The sequence below is a fragment of the Photobacterium alginatilyticum genome (assembly GCF_009910675.1).
Lineage (GTDB): Bacteria > Pseudomonadota > Gammaproteobacteria > Enterobacterales > Vibrionaceae > Photobacterium > Photobacterium alginatilyticum.
In genome coordinates this window covers 52,592-73,249 of the sequence record NZ_RSEJ01000007.1, presented here as the reverse complement: position 1 = coordinate 73,249, position 20,658 = coordinate 52,592, and the positions used below count along the sequence as shown (strand labels likewise).

18 protein-coding genes are annotated in these 20,658 nt (G+C 48.5%); 12 read left to right on the top strand and 6 right to left on the bottom strand.

Features of this window, described 5'->3' with window-relative positions; translation table 11 throughout:
• Positions 1 to 38 precede the first annotated feature (38 nt).
• From dpaL to nifJ, 6 genes are all read left to right on the top strand, one after another.
• Positions 39 to 1,241, top strand: coding sequence for a diaminopropionate ammonia-lyase (gene dpaL / locus EIZ48_RS08600; RefSeq protein ID WP_075765139.1), 1,203 nt, complete (start codon positions 39 to 41; stop codon positions 1,239 to 1,241).
• 120 nt (positions 1,242 to 1,361) lie between these two features.
• Positions 1,362 to 2,579 (top strand): YgeY family selenium metabolism-linked hydrolase, encoded by a 1,218-nt coding sequence (locus EIZ48_RS08595; RefSeq protein WP_160650132.1) that lies wholly within the window; start codon positions 1,362 to 1,364, stop codon positions 2,577 to 2,579.
• Between the two features lie 210 nt (positions 2,580 to 2,789).
• Positions 2,790 to 4,232, top strand: a complete 1,443-nt coding sequence (gene hydA, locus EIZ48_RS08590) for a dihydropyrimidinase (protein ID WP_160650130.1) — start codon at positions 2,790 to 2,792, stop codon at positions 4,230 to 4,232.
• Between the two features lie 77 nt (positions 4,233 to 4,309).
• Positions 4,310 to 5,212 carry a carbamate kinase gene (arcC, locus tag EIZ48_RS08585; RefSeq protein ID WP_160650127.1) on the top strand — a complete coding sequence of 301 codons (903 nt, stop codon included), beginning with the start codon at positions 4,310 to 4,312 and terminating at the stop codon, positions 5,210 to 5,212.
• A gap of 233 nt (positions 5,213 to 5,445) precedes the next feature.
• Positions 5,446 to 7,077, top strand: a complete 1,632-nt coding sequence (locus tag EIZ48_RS08580) for an NAD(P)-binding protein (protein ID WP_160650125.1) — start codon at positions 5,446 to 5,448, stop codon at positions 7,075 to 7,077.
• Positions 7,078 to 7,086: 9 nt separating this feature from the next.
• On the top strand, positions 7,087 to 10,713 hold the full coding sequence (nifJ, locus tag EIZ48_RS08575) for a pyruvate:ferredoxin (flavodoxin) oxidoreductase (RefSeq protein ID WP_160650124.1): 3,627 nt from the start codon (positions 7,087 to 7,089) through the stop codon (positions 10,711 to 10,713).
• A gap of 92 nt (positions 10,714 to 10,805) precedes the next feature.
• Here nifJ and EIZ48_RS08570 read toward each other — a convergent pair whose 3' ends face one another.
• Complete coding sequence (locus EIZ48_RS08570) at positions 10,806 to 11,024, bottom strand: helix-turn-helix domain-containing protein (protein ID WP_160650122.1); 219 nt, start codon at positions 11,022 to 11,024, stop codon at positions 10,806 to 10,808.
• A gap of 9 nt (positions 11,025 to 11,033) precedes the next feature.
• Positions 11,034 to 11,567: a DUF2975 domain-containing protein gene (locus EIZ48_RS08565; RefSeq protein WP_160650120.1), complete on the bottom strand. Its 534-nt coding sequence runs from the start codon at positions 11,565 to 11,567 to the stop codon at positions 11,034 to 11,036.
• Positions 11,568 to 11,677: 110 nt separating this feature from the next.
• On the opposite strand from EIZ48_RS08565, the gene EIZ48_RS08560 reads away from it, so the two are divergent.
• From EIZ48_RS08560 to EIZ48_RS08545, 4 genes are all read left to right on the top strand, one after another.
• Positions 11,678 to 12,208 carry a DUF2799 domain-containing protein gene (locus EIZ48_RS08560; protein ID WP_160650118.1) on the top strand — a complete coding sequence of 177 codons (531 nt, stop codon included), beginning with the start codon at positions 11,678 to 11,680 and terminating at the stop codon, positions 12,206 to 12,208.
• Between the two features lie 174 nt (positions 12,209 to 12,382).
• Positions 12,383 to 12,934 carry an Ail/Lom family outer membrane beta-barrel protein gene (locus tag EIZ48_RS08555; RefSeq protein ID WP_160650116.1) on the top strand — a complete coding sequence of 184 codons (552 nt, stop codon included), beginning with the start codon at positions 12,383 to 12,385 and terminating at the stop codon, positions 12,932 to 12,934.
• Between the two features lie 214 nt (positions 12,935 to 13,148).
• Positions 13,149 to 13,769, top strand: a complete 621-nt coding sequence (locus EIZ48_RS08550; protein WP_160650114.1) for a DUF3157 family protein — start codon at positions 13,149 to 13,151, stop codon at positions 13,767 to 13,769.
• A gap of 120 nt (positions 13,770 to 13,889) precedes the next feature.
• Positions 13,890 to 14,504 (top strand): TRIC cation channel family protein, encoded by a 615-nt coding sequence (locus EIZ48_RS08545; protein WP_160650112.1) that lies wholly within the window; start codon positions 13,890 to 13,892, stop codon positions 14,502 to 14,504.
• A 5-nt stretch (positions 14,505 to 14,509) separates the two neighbouring features.
• Here EIZ48_RS08545 and EIZ48_RS08540 read toward each other — a convergent pair whose 3' ends face one another.
• On the bottom strand, positions 14,510 to 14,737 hold the full coding sequence (locus EIZ48_RS08540) for a hypothetical protein (protein WP_160650110.1): 228 nt from the start codon (positions 14,735 to 14,737) through the stop codon (positions 14,510 to 14,512).
• Positions 14,738 to 14,968: 231 nt separating this feature from the next.
• Complete coding sequence (locus EIZ48_RS29690) at positions 14,969 to 15,091, bottom strand: hypothetical protein (protein WP_275690362.1); 123 nt, start codon at positions 15,089 to 15,091, stop codon at positions 14,969 to 14,971.
• 270 nt (positions 15,092 to 15,361) lie between these two features.
• Here EIZ48_RS29690 and EIZ48_RS08535 point away from each other — a divergent pair, with 270 nt between their 5' ends.
• Together EIZ48_RS08535 and EIZ48_RS08530 are read left to right on the top strand one after the other, a co-directional pair.
• The gene (locus EIZ48_RS08535; RefSeq protein WP_160650109.1) at positions 15,362 to 15,652 is read left to right on the top strand and encodes a putative quinol monooxygenase; all 291 of its coding nucleotides are present in this window, start codon (positions 15,362 to 15,364) and stop codon (positions 15,650 to 15,652) included.
• A 243-nt stretch (positions 15,653 to 15,895) separates the two neighbouring features.
• Positions 15,896 to 19,345 carry an EAL domain-containing protein gene (locus tag EIZ48_RS08530; protein WP_160650107.1) on the top strand — a complete coding sequence of 1,150 codons (3,450 nt, stop codon included), beginning with the start codon at positions 15,896 to 15,898 and terminating at the stop codon, positions 19,343 to 19,345.
• A gap of 64 nt (positions 19,346 to 19,409) precedes the next feature.
• Here EIZ48_RS08530 and EIZ48_RS08525 read toward each other — a convergent pair whose 3' ends face one another.
• Positions 19,410 to 19,763, bottom strand: a complete 354-nt coding sequence (locus EIZ48_RS08525; RefSeq protein ID WP_160650105.1) for a tRNA-binding protein — start codon at positions 19,761 to 19,763, stop codon at positions 19,410 to 19,412.
• 148 nt (positions 19,764 to 19,911) lie between these two features.
• On the bottom strand, positions 19,912 to 20,565 hold the full coding sequence (gene torD, locus EIZ48_RS08520) for a molecular chaperone TorD (protein WP_160650103.1): 654 nt from the start codon (positions 20,563 to 20,565) through the stop codon (positions 19,912 to 19,914).
• Positions 20,566 to 20,658: the final 93 nt, after the last annotated feature.

The window sequence follows — 20,658 nt, the reverse complement described above, 5'->3', positions numbered from 1 at the left end:
CCGCATTTTTAACTCAATTCATTCAATGAGGTCTGGTCGTGTCTACATTCTCTCTAAAAATGGAGATAGCCGATAACCGCCATTATAACGGTCAGCAATCTCCTCTATTCACCATTGATGAAGCGGAAAAAGCCCGCGCCTTCCATCAGAAAGTTGAAGGCTACCAACCCACGCCTTTGCACTCTCTCGACTGCTTAGCCAAAGAGATCGGCGTTGGCAAAATTTTAATTAAAGACGAAGCCCACCGTTTTGATTTATGTGCATTCAAGATGCTTGGTGGTGCTTACGCGATTGCCCGCTTGCTATGCGACGAATTCAAGCTCGATATCAATGCTTTTGATTTCGACAAACTGAAAAACGATATCCCAGAAAAAATGACCTTTGCGACCGCCACAGACGGTAACCACGGACGTGGGGTGGCATGGGCAGCCAACAAACTCGGCCAGAACGCCGTGGTCTACATGCCTAAAGGTGCAGCCGACGAGCGTGTTAACAACATTCGTGCCCTGGGTGCAGAGTGCATTGTTACCGACATGAACTATGACGACACCGTTCGTCTGGCGATTAAAACGGCTGAAGAGAACAACTGGAAAGTCGTGCAGGATACTGCGTGGGAAGGCTACACAGAAATCCCGACCTGGATCATGCAGGGTTATACCACCATGGCAGCAGAAGCTGTCGATCAAATGAAAGAGCAGCAGGTAGAGCGTCCGACACACGTCTTCCTGCAGGCAGGCGTAGGTGCAATGGCCGGCGGTGTTCTGGGCTACCTATGTGACCAATACGGTGCCGACAAGCTACATTCCGTGATTGTCGAGCCGGATCTGGCTGACTGCATCTACCGCTCAGGTATCAGCGAGCAAGGCGAAATGGTAAATGTCGAAGGCGATTTGGCAACCATCATGGTTGGCCTGGCCTGTGGCGAACCTAACCCGATTGGCTGGCCGGTACTGCGCGACTGCTCGACTCAGTTCGTTTCTTGTCAGGACAGCGTAGCAGCACTAGGTATGCGAGTGCTGGGTAACCCGCTAGGCACAGACCCAAGGGTTGTCTCCGGTGAATCCGGTGCCGTAGGCGCAGGTATGCTGGCCGCTGTTTACTACCACCCAGAGCGCGAAAAGCTGATGGAAAAACTGGGCCTGAACAAAGACTCAGTCGTGCTGCTAGTAAACACCGAAGGGGATACCGATCCTGTTCACTACCGTGAAGTGGTATGGCAAGGCAAGCACCCAACCCTTTGAGGATTTACCAAAAGAATTAATTAGCGCGCTGTAGATGTCATCGAAACAGGGCGAATCAACTTCAAATACAAAACATCATGCCGGACGCGATGACCACCGTTCGGCCCAAGGAGAATTACAATGACAATGAACATCCCATTCGACAAAGTGTTGGAAAAAGCCCAAGACTACAAAGCGGATATGAGCCAGTTCCTACGTGACATGATTGCAATCCCAAGCGAAAGCTGCGACGAGGAAAAAGTCGTATTGCGCATCAAAGAGGAAATGGAAAAAGTTGGTTTCGACAAAGTCGAAATCGACCCTATGGGTAACGTATTGGGTTGGATCGGTCATGGTCCGCACCTGATTGCAATGGATGCCCATATCGATACCGTTGGCGTGGGCAACATGGACAACTGGGAGTTCGATCCGTATCAGGGCATGGAAGATGACGAAGTGATCGGTGGCCGTGGTGCATCGGATCAGGAAGGCGGTATGGCTTCTATGGTTTATGCCGGCAAGATCATCAAAGATCTTGGTCTTGAAGACGAGTACACCTTGCTGGTAACTGGTACCGTTCAGGAAGAAGACTGTGACGGTCTATGCTGGCAGTACATCATCGAAGAAAGTAAGATCCGTCCTGAGTTCGTCGTATCTACTGAGCCAACAGATTGCCAGATCTACCGTGGTCAGCGCGGTCGTATGGAAATTCGCATCGACGTTGCGGGTGTGAGCTGTCACGGTTCTGCGCCAGAGCGTGGTGACAACGCTATCTTCAAGATGGGCCCAATCCTGAACCAGCTGGAAGATCTGTCTCACAACCTGAAAGACGACCCATTCCTGGGTAAAGGTACACTGACTGTATCTGAAATCTTCTTCACTTCTCCTAGCCGTTGTGCAGTAGCTGATAGCTGCGCTGTGTCTATCGACCGTCGTCTGACTTGGGGCGAAACCTGGGAAGGTGCACTAGACGAAATTCGCGCGCTGCCTGCAGTACAGGAAGCAAAAGCGGTTGTGTCTATGTACGAGTACAACCGTCCTGCCTACACAGGTTTGGTTTACCCAACTGAGTGCTACTTCCCAACTTGGCTGATCGACGAAGAGCATGTGGCAACTAAGACTCTTGAAGCATCTTACGAGTTGCTGTTCGACAAGAAACCAACTGTTGATAAGTGGACTTTCTCTACTAACGGCGTTTCTATCATGGGCCGTTACGGTATCCCTGTTATCGGCTTTGGTCCTGGTAAAGAGCCAGAAGCACACGCGCCAAACGAGAAGACTTGGAAAGACCACCTGGTAACTTGTGCGGCAATGTACGCTGTTATCCCACAAATGTACCTGGAAGAACTTAAGAAATAAGCCTTGATGCTGGTTAGCCAGCGTTAGCATGATTTTCCGTCCCGAGGGTGTCAGTACGCTCTGCCTTACTACTGACCTCATATCCCCCTCGGGATGGATTTTCACCAATTAGCTGACTTGTCTTGTCGAAGTAGCAGTTGTCTGACTGGTACTTCGAGAAGGTTTTGGTAGATGGAATAAGGCTTCGGCCTTGAGATAAAGGGTGGCGTCATGATTTCAAAGCGTTCTTTTTCCCCGGAGTTGTATAACCGTACGGACGGCGAGTCGTCGGTCGTGCTCATTCGCCATGGTATTGTGGTTGATCATCAAGATGAAAAGAAAGCTGATATCTTGATTGTTGATGGCAAGATCGCCGACGTTGCCCCTGATATTTCCACTTATCCTGCCGGGACGCGCATTATCGATGCCGAAGGCCTGTATGTAATGCCGGGTGGCATTGATGTTCACACCCATTTCAATATTGATGTCGGCATAGCCCGCAGCAGTGATGATTTCTACACCGGAACCCGAGCCGCAGCCTGCGGTGGCACCACCATGGTGGTTGACCATATGGGATTTGGACCCAAAGGATGCAACCTTCATCATCAGCTGTCAGTGTATAAGGACTATGCCAAGGACACTGCGGTCATCGACTATAGCTTCCATGGCGTGATACAGCATATTGATGACGAAATTCTGTCAGAAATGGCTGCAATGGTCGACGTTGAAGGTATTTCGAGCTTCAAGCTCTACCTGACCTATGGCTATAAGCTTGATGATGAGTCTGTGCTGCGCGCCCTTACTCAGCTCAATAAAGTTCATGCCCTGACTACGGTTCATCCCGAGAACGATGCCGCCATTGCCCTGAGACGAGCGCAATTGCTCGAAGAAGGGAAGACTGCGCCTAAGTATCATGCCGAAAGTCGCCCGCTGGAATGCGAGGCAGAAGCGATTGCCAGAATGATTAATCTGGCAAAACTGGCAGGGGATGCGCCGCTGTATATCGTTCACCTTTCCAACGGGCTCGGCCTGGATTATGTCCGCCTGGCTCGCCAGAACAAACAGCCTGTCTGGGCTGAAACTTGTCCGCAATATTTGTTGCTTGATGAGCGCTGTTACGAGCGCGAAGATGCGCTGAAATTTATTCTAAGTCCACCGCTGCGCCCGTTCGAGGAGCGCGAAAAACTGTGGCAGGGCCTGATGGACGGTAGCATTGATACCGTCGCAACTGATCACTGCTCGTTTACCTATGGTGAGCAGAAGCAGCGCGGTAAAGATAATTTCAGCGCCTGCCCGAACGGTATGCCCGGCGTCGAAAACCGGATGCCGCTACTGTTCTCGGAAGGCGTGATGAGCGGACGGATTAGTCCGAGCCGGTTTGTCGAGCTAACCAGCTACATGCCGGCGAAGCTGTTCGGGCTCTACCCGCAAAAGGGCTGCCTGGCCCAGGGTGCAGATGCTGATCTGGTGCTGTTCGATCCGAAGCAGCAGGTCACGATTACTCACGATTTATTACACGACAACACCGATTATACCCCGTATGAAGATATGAATTGTCTTGGCTGGCCGATGATGACCATCAGCCGTGGACAGGTTGTCGCATGTAATGGCGAATTTATGGGGAAAGCCGGGAATGGCCGCTTTGTTCGCCGCAAACCGTTTCCGCATCAGTAGTTTCTAGTCGCTGATGTTCCAGAAGAAGAATGTGTCGGAAACGGTGTTAGACCACAATTAGAATTCAAGGAGTTAACATGAAACCCACCGCTGTTGTTGCCCTAGGCGGCAATGCATTGCTACGTCGTGGCGACGCGCCAAGTTTTGAAAACCAGTTGGCGAATATTAAGATTGCGGCCAAAGCGATTGCCGAGATTGCCAAAGAATATCAGGTTGCGATCGTCCATGGTAACGGACCGCAGGTTGGCCTGCTTGCTTTGCAAAACTTGGCTTACGACAAAGTTTCCCCTTATCCGCTGGATGTATTGGGTGCTGAAAGTGAAGGCATGATTGGTTATATGCTGGCTCAGGAGCTGCAGAACCTGCTGCCGGAAACGGAAGTCACCAGCCTGCTTACACGTATCGAAGTCAATGCTGACGATCCAAGCATGCTGGACCCGACTAAGTTTGTTGGCCCTGTCTACAACGAAGAAGAAGCAGGCATTTTGGCTGAAGCCAATAACTGGATCATGAAGCGTGATGGTGATTACGTCCGTCGCGTGGTGCCATCGCCTAAGCCGATTAATATTATCGACAAGAAGTCGATTGATACTTTGCTCGATGCTGGTCAGATCGTCATTTGCTGTGGTGGCGGTGGTATTCCGGTTTGCCGAAGCGAATTTGGCTACAAGGGTGTTGAAGGCGTGATTGATAAAGATTTGGCCGCAACCTTGCTGGCTAAACAGCTTAAAGCAGACAAGCTGTTGATCTTAACGGATGCTGATGCCGTTTACCTGGACTGGGGTACCGAGCAGCAGCGTGCACTTCGCGCGACAACACCGGCTCAGCTAAGTGAATATCAGTTCCCTGCCGGTTCAATGGGGCCTAAAGTCGAAGCCGCGGCAGATTTTGCCCAGTTCGGTGGACGTGCCTATATCGGTGCACTTGAAGAAGGTTTGGAAGTACTGGCAGAGCGTGCTGGTACCTGCGTCGCCGTTTAATTATTCAATATTCCCTACAGTTGATACCAATCTACTAAGTCGTTGAGCGTCTGGATTAACAGGCGCAACGGCTTATTTGAGTTGGTACAACAAAACGAGATGTACCTTCGACGAACAATTCATATAACTAGGTGCTGTGGGTGAAGGGGGCGATCTGACACAGGTTGCCGCTACAGCAGCATAACGCCATAAGGGTACGTTTCATCATTTTACCGACAACAAGGTAGAACATTATGAGCAATTGTCCTAAGGATATGACACTGCCACCAGATCTCACCCTGAAAAAAGGTTCTGGACCAGTTCGTACCAAATTCCCTATCTATTCTAACTCCCTCCCGCCTTGTAACCATGCCTGTCCGACGGGCAGTAATATTCAGGAATGGCTGTCCCTGGCTCAGTCCGAGCAATATGAAGAAGCCTTCCAGGCACTTATCAAAAATAACCCGATGCCCGCCATACACGGCCGGGTATGTTATCACCCTTGTGAATCTGCCTGTAACCGTGCCAATGTCGATCAGGCAGTCAGTATCCATGCTGTCGAGCGCTTTCTTGGCGATCAGGCTCTTGAGAAAAAGTGGCCGGTCAGGTTTGATGCCGAGCCGACAGGCAAGCGGGTACTGATAATCGGTGCCGGTCCGAGTGGCCTGGCAACGGCTTATCACCTTAAGCGTAAAGGGCACGACGTTGAGATCCGTGATGCGGCACCGATGGCCGGCGGTATGATGCACTTCGGCATTCCGGCCTATCGTTTGCCGCGCGATATTCTCGAAAACGAAATTGCCCGTATCGAAGCGATGGGGATCAAAATTGTCCTCAACCATAAAGTAGAAGATTTGCTGGCAGAAAAAGTCAAAGGAAAGTTTGATGCTGTCTTTCTTGCCATTGGTGCCCATGTCGGCCGTGGCGTCGATATTCCCAATGACGATCCCGGCAAAGTGAATGATGCAGTGTCCTATCTGCGTGCTATTGAGATGAACACGGCGCCGAAGCTGGGCCAGCGTGTGGCTGTTTACGGTGGCGGTAATACCGCGATGGATGCGGCACGTACGGCACGCCGAATGGGGGCTGATGTGATGGTTATCTACCGCCGGGATCGTGCCCATATGCCTGCCCATGATTTTGAATGTGTCGAAGCGATGGAAGAGGGCGTGACGTTCCACTGGCAGCGTACGATCAACCAGATTGACGGAACCACGTTTACCCTTGAAAAAATGGACATAGACGAGAATGGTCGTCCGCAACCAACAGGTGTGTTTGAGACAGTCGAAGCCGATTCGCTCATTCTGGCGCTGGGTCAGAATATCGATACCCAGCTGACAAAGAATATCCCGGGTGTCGAACATAAATGGGATGGCACTGTGATGGTGAACGAGCAGATGATGACCGGTTACCAGGGCTTGTTTGCCGGTGGTGACATGGTCCCTTGTGATCGTACCGTTACTATTGCTGTCGGCCACGGTAAAAAAGCGGCCTCCCATATTGATGCCTTCCTTAATAAACGTATCTTCACCAAAGTGACCAAACAGCCGTTGATTAAGTTCGACAAGCTGCATCTCTGGTACAAAACCGATGCGGATCAGAGCGAACAACCAGCGATCCCGGTGATCAAGCGGGCGACCTCGTTTGATGAGGTTGTCGGCGGGCTGACAGAGCAAGAAGCCTTGTTCGAGGCGCAGCGCTGTTACTCCTGCGGTAACTGCTTTGAGTGTAATGGCTGCTTTGGTGCCTGTCCGCACGGGGCGATTACCCGCCTTGGCAAAGGAAAAGGCTACAAGGTGGATTACGACAAGTGTACCGGATGCGAAGCCTGTTATTCGCAATGTCCTTGTCATGCGATCGAAATGGTCGCGGCGGAAATGGAGTAGGAGCTGATCATGACTGAGAAAACGAAACTTTCGTCCGAGCAAGTCATGCACACTTGCGACGGAAATGAAGCCGCGGCGCACATTGCCTATCGTGTTAGTGAAGTATGCGCAATTTATCCGATTACCCCTTCGTCCACGATGGCAGAGTTTGCCGATCAGTGGGCAGCGGAAGACCAGCGCAATATCTGGGGCAATATCCCGCTGATTGCAGAGATGCAGAGTGAGGGCGGGGCAGCAGGGACGGTGCATGGTGCCTTGCAAAGCGGAGCATTGACGACGACCTTTACTGCCTCGCAGGGGCTAATGCTGATGCTGCCGAACATGTACAAGATTGCCGGTGAGCTTACCTCGGCAGTGTTCCATGTGGCGGCTCGCTCGCTGGCGGCTCAGGGGCTGTCTATCTTTGGTGATCACCAGGATATTATGGCCGCTCGTGGTACTGGTTTTGCGTTGTTGGCTTCTTCCTCGGTACAGGAAGCCCACGACATGGCGCTGGTGGCTCATGCTGCGACTCTGGATGCACGGATCCCCTTCATCCATTTCTTTGATGGCTTCAGAACCTCGCATGAGGTTAACAAGATCAGCTTGATCCCGGATGCCGATATTCGAACCATGATTTCTGACGAGCTGGTACGGGCGCACCGCGAGCGTGGCCTGAGCCCGGATTCGCCGTTTATTCGTGGTACGGCACAGAACCCGGATGTTTATTTCCAGGGACGGGAAACGGTTAATCCATATTATGCCAGAACACCTGAAATTGTAGAGGCTTGCATGGACAAGCTGGGCGAACTTACCGGTCGCCGCTACAAACTGATGGAGTTCTTTGGTGCACCTGACGCCGAGCATGTAGTGATTGCTATGGGTTCCGGTGTCGAAACAGTGAAAGAGACCGTTGAATATCTGGTGGCACAAGGCAAGAAAGTCGGTGTGTTGCAGGTACGTTTGTATCGTCCGCTGTCAGCCAGGCACCTGCTTGAAGCGTTGCCGCTAACGACACAAAAAATCACTGTGCTTGATCGAACCAAAGAGCCGGGTGCGAATGCGGATCCTTTGTATCAGGATGTGCTAACCGCCCTTATGGATTCTCTTAATAACAATGGGCAGGATCATTTCGAGAAAATGCCTCGCTTGATCGCCGGTCGCTATGGCCTGTCGAGCAAGGAGTTTACACCGGCAATGGTCAAGGCGGTGTTCGATAACCTCGAACTGGACCAGCCAAAGCATCACTTTACCGTAGGCATTATCGATGATGTAAGCCATTCACATCTGGATGTCGACGCCAGCTTCGATATTGAATCGAATGATGTGGTACGCGCCATGTTCTACGGCCTGGGTGCCGACGGTACCGTCGGGGCGAACAAAAATACCATCAAGATCATCGGTGAAGATCCGGATTATTTTGCTCAGGGCTATTTTGTCTATGATTCGAAAAAATCAGGTTCGCAAACTGAGTCGCACCTGAGATTCGGCCACCATCCGGTCAATAGCCCTTACTTGATCCAGTCGGCAAACTTTGTTGCCTGCCACCAGGCTACCTTTGTCGAAAGTACCGATATGCTGGCAAAAGCGGCCGATAATGCCACTTTCTTGCTCAATACTACCGCGTCGGTTGATGAAGTCTGGGATAGACTGCCTGCTCGTATGCAGCAGCAGCTTATCGAGCGCAATATGCAGCTTCATATTATTGATGCCTACAAGGTTGCACGCGATACCGGTATGGGTAACCGTATCAACACCATAATGCAGACTTGCTTCTTTGCCCTTTCCGGCGTACTGGAAAAAGATCTGGCGATTGCCAAAATCAAAAAGGCCATCGAGAAGACGTATTCTCGCAAAGGGCCGGAAGTGGTTCAGAAGAACTTTGCCGCTGTTGACCATACCCTGGCACACCTTTATCAGGTTGAAGTGCCTGCCACGGTGACGGCTAGCGAACAGGACAAGCCGGTGGTATCAGAGAATGCGCCGGAGTTTGTGCAGAAAGTGACGGCTCAGATGATGGCTGGTAAGGGAGACTTGATCCCGGTTTCCATGTTGCCTGTCGACGGGACTTATCCGTCGGGTACGACCCAGTGGGAGAAACGAAACATTGCCCAGAAAATCCCGGTCTGGGAGCAGCAAGACTGTATTCAGTGCGGTAACTGCAGCATCGTTTGTCCTCATGCAGCGATAAGGGCCAAGTTCTACGATAAGTCGAAACTCGAAGAAGCACCGGAAGGCTTCAAGTCTGCGGGTATTACCGCTCGTGGTTTCCCGGACACCCGCTATACGTTGCAGGTGTATGCCGAAGATTGTACCGGATGTAGCCTGTGCGTCGATGCCTGTCCGATGGTCGTTCAGGAGGCGACGGACGATCAGCCGGAGCGTAAGGCCATTAATATGGAGCTGAAAGCGCCATATATGGAACAGGAGAAGCGCAACCTCGACTTCTTCGAAACCATTCCATATAACGAGCGTGCCCGTGTTGATTTCTCCAATGTTCGCGGCGCCCAGTTCCTTCAGCCGTTGTTTGAGTTCTCGGGAGCGTGTTCGGGCTGTGGTGAAACCCCGTATCTTAAGCTGATGTCCCAGCTGTTTGGTGATCGCCTGATGATTGCCAACGCGACGGGATGTTCGTCGATTTATGGCGGTAACTTGCCGACGACACCTTGGTCGAAAAATGCCGAAGGGCGTGGACCGGCCTGGGCTAACTCGTTGTTCGAAGATAACGCTGAATTTGGCTTTGGTTTCCGCCTGGCCGCTGTCAAGCAGCACGAGATGGCTGAGCAGTTGCTGGTGGAAAATCGCGAGCAGCTTGATCCACTACTGGTTGATCAACTATTGCATGCCGAGCAACTGACCGAAACGGATATCCAGGCCCAGATCAAACGGGTAGATACCCTGAAGGCGGAATTGGAAACCATTGGCACTGAGTCTGCCAAGAACCTGATGTCAGTCGCTGACCAACTTATCCGCCGTTCTATTTGGATAGTAGGTGGTGACGGCTGGGCCTACGATATTGGTTCAAGCGGTCTTGATCATGTGCTTGCCAGCGGGGCGGATGTCAACGTACTGGTCATGGATACCGAAGTGTACTCCAATACCGGCGGCCAGATGTCGAAGTCGACGCCGCTTGGTGCGGTTGCCAAGTTTGCCGCAGCCGGTAAACAGGCCACCAAGAAAGATGTGGCGATGCAGGCGATATCCTATAACAACGTCTACGTTGCCAGGGTTGCGCTAGGCGCGGATCCGCAGCAGGTACTGCTGGCGATGCGAGAAGCCGAAGCCTATAAAGGCCCGTCAATCATTATTGCTTACAGCCACTGTATTGCTCATGGTATCAATATGGAAGATGGCCTGCATCAGCAGCAACTGGCGGTGCAATCCGGTCACTGGCCGTTATTCCGCTATAATCCGGCACTGCGTGATGTCGGTGAGAATCCGTTCTCGCTCGATACCTTGCGGCCGACAATTCCGTTGGAGGAATACCGCTATAACGAAGCGCGCTACCAAATCCTGCGTCGGAGCAACCCTGAAGCCGCGGCTGAAATTACCGCACACGCTCAGCAGGTTGCCAAGCGTAAGTGGCAGCTCTATGAAGAGCTGGCGACCCGCAAGCAAGGTTCGGTTGCCCCGCATGTCGAGCTGGATGCTGACTAGCGATAGCTAAGCGATAAAAAACTAAAAGGGCCGTTTGGCCCTTTTTTAGTCATCTTGCTTGCAGCAATGTTCAGCTGGTCTGGGTTTCAGCATTATGCTGGCTTTTCGTCATCGACGTACTCGAGGATATCTCCTGGTTGGCATTGCAGGTGTTTGCAAATAGCATCCAGTGTTGACAGGCGAAGTGCCTTAGCCCTTGCATTTTTTAGGACGGACAAATTTTGTTCAGTAATCCCTATCTTTGCCGCAAGTTCATTTGAGCGCATTTTACGCTTAGCCAGCATCACATCTAAATTAATGATAATTGGCACAAAATCACCTTATATTGTTAATTCATTCTCTTCTTTCATGTCTTTGGCAAGTGCCATGACATGAGAAATAGCCCGCACCATGATACCAATAATAAAAATTGTCAACTCATTGTCCGAAAAATAGAGACCGGTATTTAAGACTTCTTCACCAATCGATAAAACTGCGCCTAATAACAGGTCAGAAAGTGCACCAATTACAGGTAGGGCAATCATCAAATTAGCCGTCTTTTTCAAACATGACACATTGCCTAAAGTGAACACTTTACCGACACGATAAAGTCGAAAAAGCCGAATAAGCTGCCAAATGATTGCCATGTAGGCCAACGTAGGTAATAGGGCAAAGGGATAGCCCATCAGCATTTTTGCGGGTGTCAGAGGAAGGTTAACTGGGTAGGCAAATGAGATGCTGATGGCATCTCCTGACTCAACCATCGTGCCATAGATCCACATTACTGAGTCATAAAGCGGTGCTGTGATTAATATGACCCAAAGCAAAATGAGTAGCTTTTTGCTTAGTTTCTGGATGGCGTGTTGGTCTTGCATTATTGATTCTCCAAATGATTTTGTGGCAATAGATTGACATGTGGCGCTTTGGTTGGCAATAATAATTTATCGTTTTTCGATAAGATATTATTAATTAACATGAGGTTTACATGTGGAAACTTGCTCTATCTATTACAGTTGTAGCCCAGTTAGCTGGTTGTGCAGCTATGTCCGTTGAAGAGTGCAAAACGGCTGATTGGCAAATGGTTGGCACAATAGATGGTCAAAATGGTGTACCTGCATCTCGGGTAAGTGACTATGTTGAAGATTGTACAGAAGAGGCGGGAGTTAGGGTCGACCGCGCTGCATGGTATGCAGGTTATGACTTAGGGCTCGCCTATTATTGCGTTGCAGAGAATGGTTACCGTATTGGCCGTTCAGGACTGGCATACTATGGCGTCTGTGAGAACCCTATGTTTATCGATCAATACAATCAAGGCCAGAAAGAGTACAGGATTGAACAACGTATCATGAAGATTGATCAGGAGCTGACTTTGATAAGCCGTGAGTTAAAACAGTTAGACAAACAAGCAAATACTGACAGTGACAAAGCCAAGCGCCTAAGAAGGCGAAGAACAGAGCTTCGTGATGAAAGACGATCGCTGTTGGTTCCTACGATTCAGTACCATTTCACTTTCTGAAGTCGCGAGATGTGAAATCAGCGACGCAATTATTCAAAACACGGTGAGCTCAATAGCAACAATTTCACCTGATAAATTGTCACACAATTGACAATGAGAATAATTGTCAATAAAATCCGCCGCCCATTATTGAACTTTGTTCATAACTTATTTGTATTGATTGACATTAACATAATGAAAAAAACACAACAGATTATCGTTGCGCTATTAGTTGCTCTTTCTCTTCCTACATTAGCTTTCGCCTCTGAGCATACAATTGTTGCAGGAGCTGTAAAAACGAATGTGGATTCTGCGTCTGAAGATTTATATGGGTTTAACGTAAAATATCGCTATGAGGGGAGTACCCAGGTTGGATTAATTGCTTCTGTAACTCTCTCTGGACGCAGCTCTGACAGGCTGGTTGCGGACATGCAAGCAGGTAAGCTAGCAGCAACTCACACTGATACATATGGCTATGCAGCTGTCACTGCGGGTCCAATTTTTCGGATAAATCGTGTAATTAGCTTATATAGTACTGTTGGCTATGCAGGTTATTTCATGGAAATAGAAGATAAGAAATCGAATAGTACTTATCGAGTAATCGATGAAAAAATGGTAGCGGCCGGTCTAGGCTTACAAGCTAATATCACTCGTAATTTTGTTGCAGATGCGAGTTATGAGTACGTTCCGTTTGGAAGTAACAACGATAGTGGCACTTTTGCATTAGGCCTTGGTTACCGGTTTTAGTTTTTGCGCTTTTGCAAACTGGAAAACTAACGTTGGGGCCGTTTGGCCCTTTTTTGTGTTAGGCTGTCGGGCTTTAATAAATATGAATATTTCCAGTGTGCTAGCAGTGCATTGTTGTGGCTATGTACCCAAGTAGTCTCGTTGATACAAGCATCATGAGGTAGCTTGGATATACTGGTTTGTATGTCACATTTTAGGTTGTAAGGATAGAGGTATGGGAACACTGAATCGGATCGGCGGAGTATTGGCAGGGTTAATGGTTGCCGGAAGTGTATGGGCAGCCCCGCAGGTAGCGACATTGGAAGATGGCCGTCAGGTCGTATTGCATGACGATTTTACCTGGCAGTATGTTGTGCCCGTTGAGCAAAGACAGCACCCGGTTGGTGAACAAAAAACCGAGACAAAACCTGATTTGGTAGCTCCTGTAGCACCAGCAGTCCCGGCTGTCATTACTGCAGTACCTGTGGTTTCCGCGACAAAAGGTGTGCAGTTTACGGTTGGTGAGAATAAAAACATTCAGCAGTTAAGCCGTTCTGGTGTTGATGTATTGCTGCGACCTGCCTCTTACCGCAATGGCGAGTTGGTGATCCCGACCTCGTTAACCAATCAGAGCACAGAGTCAGTTGTGCTGGTAGAGGTGGATGTGACTGTGTATAACCCGCAGGGCCGTGAGTTAGCTAACCAACAATCTAAGATTTGGACGTCAGTTAAGCGTATGGCCGAAACTTATTTCCGTCCTAAAACCCAGGAGGAAGGCAAAGCAATCGTTGTGAAGGTGCCTGAAGCCAAGGAATACTTTATTAAGACTGAAATTATCGAGGTTGAGCACTGGTAAGTTGCGCCCTAGGCAGAAGTTCTCAGTCTTCACAGTTTAGAGGATTGTGATGGGGAACTGATTGAGAAGCGCCAGGTCGAGGCGTAAATTAGTACGCAATGAATAACAGAGTGGATTAACGTGTTTACTTATATCCTTGAAATGGTATGCATTGTTGCCTTTGCTCTTAGCGGCGTACTGGTTGAATCGAACCGAGGCAAAGATATTGTCAGCGTATTGCTGCTTGGCTGGGTAACAGCCTTAGGCGGTGGTACGCTTCGCGATATTATTATCAATACCGAGCAGGTCTTCTGGATCCGCGATCCTATGTATTTCTGGGTTGCATTGGTAAGCGCATGTGTCGGTTTTTTCCTCATTAGTGAAATCAGGAAATCCAAAGTAGAGAGGCTGGTGGTATTTTTTGACACCATCGGCGTTTCCTTGTTTTCGGTCCTAGTGACGGAAAAGCTGTATATAGCCGGTTATGCCGCTTATGTGGCCATTTCGATGGGGATGGTCACAGCTGTTTTCGGGGGCGTGCTCAGAGATATTCTTTCCCACCGGGCAAACATGTTTAGTAATACCGAACTCTACGCCACACCGGTAATACTGGGAAGCAGCCTGTATGTCTTACTCTATAATGTGGGTGTCTGGGAGCATTTGGCCGCAGTATTGTCGATAACATTCTCTGTGAGCTTGCGGTTGTATTTCATCGCAAAGAAAATTCGGTATCCAGATTTTCTGATTTTGAAATAGCGTTCTTAATGACGCCTGTATTTTAACAGCTCCAATTCAATCTCCCGATTGTTGACCGTCAGTAACAGATCAAGGCTTTTGGGATAGTCGGTATCTGTGCTTTTCACATAAGCGGCAAGCAACTTTACATCGTCCGGGCGTGGTTTGTAGCTGAGGTTCGGAAACTTATCGTAAATAGTCACAATGGCATCTTTCAGGGTTTGCGTATCTGTTGGGTTCATTGTTGGCGTCATCTCATTCTGTGTTATTTGTTGTTGTACTTTTCATATTACCGATTAGGTACCGTTCACCTTATTCAGGCCAGACGCATTCTATGGGGTAATTATGACAATCGAGTTGCAATAGAGGGGTTATGCAACCAAATTTTGGGGGAGGCGTTTTGACTTATTGGTTTGCCACCTCCCCGACACAATGCCAGCCGGTCGAGGAGACAGCAGCACTCAGCGTAGAGTGCCAAACCATGGTTAAGACGCTTTCTTAAGCGCTTTTTTCAACTTCTTCAGTTTGCCCTCTTGCTTGGCGACTTTTGCTTTGCGTGCCTTGATTTCTTTTTTCAGTGATTTTACTTCTTTTGAAGCCTTTGCCATTTTGTATCTCCTTGAGGTTTCGTGCATAGGCGAAATTGCCTCATGCCGCCGATGACTAGCGTATATACAAAAATAGCTGATAGAACCAAGTTGTGTAGGTAGTTAAAGTCGTTGTGCGTCTGTTGGATCGTAGAGTGTGGAAGAAATAGAGTAATTTTTTATCAAAAAATTTTTGAAAGTGTTTGGTTTATTACTGGGTTTTTTATCAATTATGGCTGAGCCATAATTTTATCATTGAACATTGGTATGAAAACACAAGGATAAAGCCTAATGAGTAAATTGACGATTGTTGCCAAAATTGAAGCGAATCCTGAAAGTATTGAATTGGTTAAGGCCGAGCTACTGAAACTTATTGAACCGACTCGTCAAGAAGCCGGATGTATTCAGTATGATTTGCACCAAGACAACACTAACCCAGAGGTTTTTGTCTTCTATGAAAACTGGGAAAGTCGGGAGCTTTGGCAAGCGCATATGAATAACGACCACCTGAAAGCGTATATGAAAGCGACTGATGGTGCTGTGGTTAACTTCACTCTTAATGAGATGGCGATGATCGGATAGTTATAGGATTTAGTACTGATTGCATTGTCACAGACAGGATTCTGAGCCAGATTATAAGTCCACGGCAATGTAATCAAACCCATACTCAATTGTAGTTCTTCCGTAATTAACGACGAATATGCCAGCGTTGAGCTTGGTGTCATATTTGTGCTTATCTTTTACCCGTCTATAATGCTTTTTCTCATTGCGCGGGCACTGGTTGAGTGCATATCACGACTCGATAAAAAAAGAAGAACTTTCAATATGATGGACATGGTGTCGTCTATTACAAGAGCAGACTATTTTGCAGTTTTCAGGCGGCATGCTGCTTTTTTGCTTGTTGTTTTGTTATGTTTTGGTGTCTGGTGGCAGTTTGTTCGCTGGTATGAGTCCTACCTTCAACATGAGTCGATGGTTGAGACGCGTGCAGAGCTTAATCAGTATGCTCAGAGCCTTACCTCCGCTGTGGATAATCGCCTGACGTTACTCCACGCCTTGTCATCATTTGTTGAAACCGACATTGTCCACTATAAGACCCTTACTGCAGAGTCTGAAAAACAGGCCAAGACTTTTTTGGCCGGATTGCGTTCCTCTGAAAAAGGTATCCGCAATTTTGCCATTGCTCCCGGAGGTGTGATTAGTTTTGTTTTCCCGTTGGCAGGCAATGAGAGGGCATTGGGCCATGATTTGATTAATGATTATCAAGCAGGTGTCAGAACGGTTTCTTTGCGGGCGATTAGCAGTCGAGATATAGCGCATTCAGATCCGTACGAACTTCGCCAGGGTGGATTGGGGTTTGTAGCTCGAAAAGCCATATATGATGGTGGTTACTGGGGGCTTGTCAGTATGGTGCTAGATATGGTGCCAATTATTGAAGAAGCGGGAATGATGGAAGCGGAAACTAATCTTGCTATGGCGATCAGGGATAGCCAGAAACAGGTTTTCTTTGGTTCACCCCAAGTATTTGAACAGTCGGAATTGATCAAGCAGGTCAATATGCCAGATGGTTACTGGGAGATAGCGGCAATTCCGTTACCGAGCAGTAGCAGCATAACCAAGCTGTTGGTCTTTAAAACAATAACGGCAGCGTTTCTAGTATTGCTATGCGGGCTTGGATTTAAGTTGCTTCCGGTAAGCAAGAAACCGCTGATAGATAGCACCTATTTACAGAAAAGTACACCGCAGCCGAAATCTCAGACCAACTATTCTATCTATACCTCATTCTCAGCACCCGGCTGGCTGTCCCCCTTGATGACCTCGACGGCAATTATTGCCGCAGTGATCGGCTTTAACAGCTTTATGAAGGGGAGTGATGATATGGTGCAAAAGTATCAACTCACCCGATCAATAGGGCAAGTAACCAGTAACCTTGAGCGTAAGCTAGATGCGGATCGAGAATATTTGTTGTTAATCGCGCAGGAACTGGCACATGGTAGCCTTGATATTTCCTCTTTTCAGGCCAGAGTATCTCGTTATGTCAATGACCACGCAGGATTGATCAATGTCACTTGGGCCGATAGTGAATTTGTTATTCGTCATACTGCACCACTTGAAGGCAACCAGCAGGTACTAGGCCTTAAACTCTCTTTGCCTGAGCCTGAACGAGCATCAAGACTGGCTTATAAAAGTCACAAACCCACTTATACCAAGCCGTTTATGGTTATTCAGGGAAAAGCGGCGTTTGAACTGTATGTTCCGATCTTTAAGGATGGCGAGTTTCTGGGCACTTTGGGAGGCGTGTACTCGATCAAGGAGCTGGTCGAAAGCGAGATCTCACAAGTGTTAGCCTCACGTTATGAAATAGAAGTGCTTAACACGACAGGAGATGTTTTCTATCAGAAGAGTGACGGTCAAAATACGGCAAGCTTATCTAAAATAGTTCCGATTAAGCCAACGCCTGGTAGTTTGTGGCTTCGGTTGAGCGCCTATGAACAAGGGCAAAATCAGAGTGCGAAACTCTTTATGATGCTGACCGTTATACTGGCTGGCGGGGTCGGCCTGAGTATGTGGTTGCAGTTTCGCGAAAGCTACAAGCAGTGGCAGATAAGCAAGACACTACAAGAAATACAGCAACAGTTTCATGCGATCGCTCAGGCTGCGCCAACTGCCGTGATGATGCTCAAACTCAATGCTAACGAGTTTCTCTATGCAAATGGCCAAGCTCATGAATTCTTCAGTCTGTCGGGGGCATCCATTCTTGGGCGGGGTATTGATGATGTGTTCCAAAATTCAGATGAAACTCAATCATTCTTGTCTGTCATTGGTGACCAACAACGTCTTGATAATCTAGAACTGCAGATGAAGAAGTCCAGCGGGGAGATTTTTTGGGCATCACTTTCATTTCGGCAGGTTGACCATGAAGGGGAAAGGGCCCTTGTGCTCAGTATCTATGATCTTACCGAGCGCAAGCGCTATGAAAACCAGCTTTACCATCAGGCCAATTATGACAACTTAACCGGACTACCAAACCGGGTACTGGCTTTCGAGCGGCTGGATCGAGCTTTGGAAACGGCTGAGCAGGAACAAAACTTAGTTGCTCTGCTGTTTATTGATTTAGACCTGTTCAAGAATGTGAATGATAGCCTTGGTCACCGTGCCGGGGATCAACTGCTGGTTGAGGTCGCCAGGCGTTTGTCTGGATGTGTACGTGAAAGCGATACCGTCGCTCGTTTGGGGGGCGACGAATTCACCATCATCCTGCCGGGACTGAAAGGTATCTCTGATGCCGAGCGGGTAGCCAGGAAAGTGACCGAAGCATGTGCAATGCCTTTGTTACTTGATGGGAGTGAAGTATCAATCAGTGCCAGCGTCGGTATTACATTGTTTCCTGAAGACGGATTGAACTATGAGCAGTTGATACACAATGCTGACATAGCGATGTATAAAAGTAAGGAAGCGGGGCGTAACCAGTTTTATTTTTATACGACACAAATGAATGAACAGACTCAGGCACAGCTAAAGCTGGAAACAGAGTTGAAGCGGGCGCTCGAGCGTGACGAGTTTACACTGTTCTATCAACCTTTGGTCGCCACAACCAACTGTGAGGTTGTCGGCGCCGAAGCGTTATTGCGTTGGCATAACCCGGAGCTTGGACACGTTAGTCCTGCTGAGTTTATTCCCGTGGCTGAATCAACAGGGCTTATTGTGGATATTGGTCACTGGGTATTAAAGACTGCCTGCATGCAGGCCAGGCAATGGCAGAATGACGAAGGGATGCCACAATACGTGGCGGTTAACGTCTCCGGCCATCAGTTAAAGACGGCTGATTTTGTTCAGACTATAGCGCAGGTGCTGGAAGAGTCAGGGTTATCACCGACGTCACTTGAGCTGGAGATCACTGAGAGCGTGCTGTTGGATGATCCTGAGGGTAACCGAAAAACTCTGGAGGAACTGGCTGAGATGGGCGTACGCCTGGCGATCGATGATTTCGGAACCGGTTATTCCTCACTGAGTTATTTACGGCGCTTCCCGTTTGATACGTTGAAAATTGACCGTTCTTTTATCGGCGATATTGCCGGTGAGGAAGAAGCCGCCAAGCTGGTCAGTGCGATTATTTCGATAGCCGATGTGCTTGGGCTCAAAACCGTCGCGGAAGGTGTAGAGAATCAGGAGCAGCTGGATTATCTGATTGCACAAGGGTGTGATTTCTCACAAGGGTTTTATATTGCCAAACCAATGCCGCAAGAGAAATTAGTGCAGGAATATACGTTGTAGAGGCATAGCCGACCAAGCCGTATTTCAGTGCCCAAATACGATTGAGTTGGGCACTCTTCTTAACTTATCCTGCTCTGCAGCCGTTAGGGATAGGCTTTTCTGGCATTAACAGACAAGGAGTAATTTTATCAGCATAGCCAATATCAAACAGCATTCCTTGAGAGACTTCTCCGGCCATTTTTCGTTCAGGTAAATTCACCACAAACAGCGCTTGTTTACCTTCAATTTCATACGGATCTTCGCGCTCCTGTTTGATACCGGCAAGAATAGAGCGAACGTGATCGCCGAAGTCTACCGTCAGCTTCATTAGTTTATCTGATTTTTCTACTTCAGATACGGCGGTAATGGTACCGGCACGAATGTCGAGCTTCTCAAAATCTTCAAAAGTGATTAAGTCTTTAATTGGTGCTTGTTTCATGTTGCTGTCCTTAAGGGTTTGATTTTCATAGCCTAACACTCTAAGCGTCAGGATGAATTTGCCTGAATCACAAATTTGTCTGATCAGTATTTACCCAACGTGCACCATAAGCGGCAGAGTAGTCTGGTCTCAGCTGAGATTGATTGGGCTATTTATCTTCGCCTGAAAGAAATGCGCCATCGAGTTTGCAGAACGCAACCAGCAGATTTGCTGCAGCAGCGTAGAAACCGAAGCTATCGCGTGACTCGCAGGACTTGGCAAAAGTGGGTAACCAGTTTAGCAGCATGGTATTGATGAAATTAAGCTGTGCTTGCATCACCGGTTCGGCTTTTTCTTCACTTTCCTGATTATTGGCAAGAATGATCAGGTTACCCATAAAGTCGAGTTCGACTGCTACATGATCTGCCGGTTCGTTAAACTCTTTGCGTTGGGCAATATTGTATCCACTCATCAGCGTGTTCATATCCTGCGCCGGCTTATCATTGAGCAATCCGCTTTCTCCTACGTATATTGAGGCATAGGGAAGGGCACCGGTTTTTGGCGTACTCAGAAACAGGCCGCAGAAATCAGCAGCGAGTTCAAGCTGTGCATCTTCACGCGTCTCGAGGCGTTTTAGTGCATCACGAAATGCATCGACGGGCTGCTTTAGCTCTGGTGTTTTTCCAAGGCCAGATAAGAAGGTGTGCATTTCGTGGCCTAAATAGTGGTTGATATCATCTTCTGTCAATTCTCTCGCGAGAAGAGAAGATAACCACCAGTAGATTTCTGCACGTTGCTCGTTGAAATCAATTAACTCTTGCATGGGAACTCCAGAATAGAGCAGCGCTGACAGTGTTGGTTCGTTCTGTCAGGCTGCTTGAGATCTATTTAGATTGAACGGTAATCAAGAAAAAGC

What these genes read in the sequence shown, in the direction of transcription:
- EIZ48_RS08595 (WP_160650132.1), top strand. Translation starts at nt 1,362, where the DNA reads ATGACAATGAACATCCCATTCGACAAAGTGTTGGAAAAAGCCCAAGAC.
- hydA (WP_160650130.1), top strand. Translation starts at nt 2,790, where the DNA reads ATGATTTCAAAGCGTTCTTTTTCCCCGGAGTTGTATAACCGTACGGAC.
- arcC (WP_160650127.1), top strand. Translation starts at nt 4,310, where the DNA reads ATGAAACCCACCGCTGTTGTTGCCCTAGGCGGCAATGCATTGCTACGT.
- EIZ48_RS08580 (WP_160650125.1), top strand. Translation starts at nt 5,446, where the DNA reads ATGAGCAATTGTCCTAAGGATATGACACTGCCACCAGATCTCACCCTG.
- nifJ (WP_160650124.1), top strand. Translation starts at nt 7,087, where the DNA reads ATGACTGAGAAAACGAAACTTTCGTCCGAGCAAGTCATGCACACTTGC.
- EIZ48_RS08565 (WP_160650120.1), bottom strand. Translation starts at nt 11,567, where the DNA reads ATGCAAGACCAACACGCCATCCAGAAACTAAGCAAAAAGCTACTCATT.
- EIZ48_RS08560 (WP_160650118.1), top strand. Translation starts at nt 11,678, where the DNA reads ATGTGGAAACTTGCTCTATCTATTACAGTTGTAGCCCAGTTAGCTGGT.
- EIZ48_RS08555 (WP_160650116.1), top strand. Translation starts at nt 12,383, where the DNA reads ATGAAAAAAACACAACAGATTATCGTTGCGCTATTAGTTGCTCTTTCT.
- EIZ48_RS08550 (WP_160650114.1), top strand. Translation starts at nt 13,149, where the DNA reads ATGGGAACACTGAATCGGATCGGCGGAGTATTGGCAGGGTTAATGGTT.
- EIZ48_RS08540 (WP_160650110.1), bottom strand. Translation starts at nt 14,737, where the DNA reads ATGACGCCAACAATGAACCCAACAGATACGCAAACCCTGAAAGATGCC.
- EIZ48_RS29690 (WP_275690362.1), bottom strand. Translation starts at nt 15,091, where the DNA reads ATGGCAAAGGCTTCAAAAGAAGTAAAATCACTGAAAAAAGAAATCAAG.
- EIZ48_RS08535 (WP_160650109.1), top strand. Translation starts at nt 15,362, where the DNA reads ATGAGTAAATTGACGATTGTTGCCAAAATTGAAGCGAATCCTGAAAGT.
- EIZ48_RS08530 (WP_160650107.1), top strand. Translation starts at nt 15,896, where the DNA reads ATGATGGACATGGTGTCGTCTATTACAAGAGCAGACTATTTTGCAGTT.
- EIZ48_RS08525 (WP_160650105.1), bottom strand. Translation starts at nt 19,763, where the DNA reads ATGAAACAAGCACCAATTAAAGACTTAATCACTTTTGAAGATTTTGAG.
- torD (WP_160650103.1), bottom strand. Translation starts at nt 20,565, where the DNA reads ATGCAAGAGTTAATTGATTTCAACGAGCAACGTGCAGAAATCTACTGG.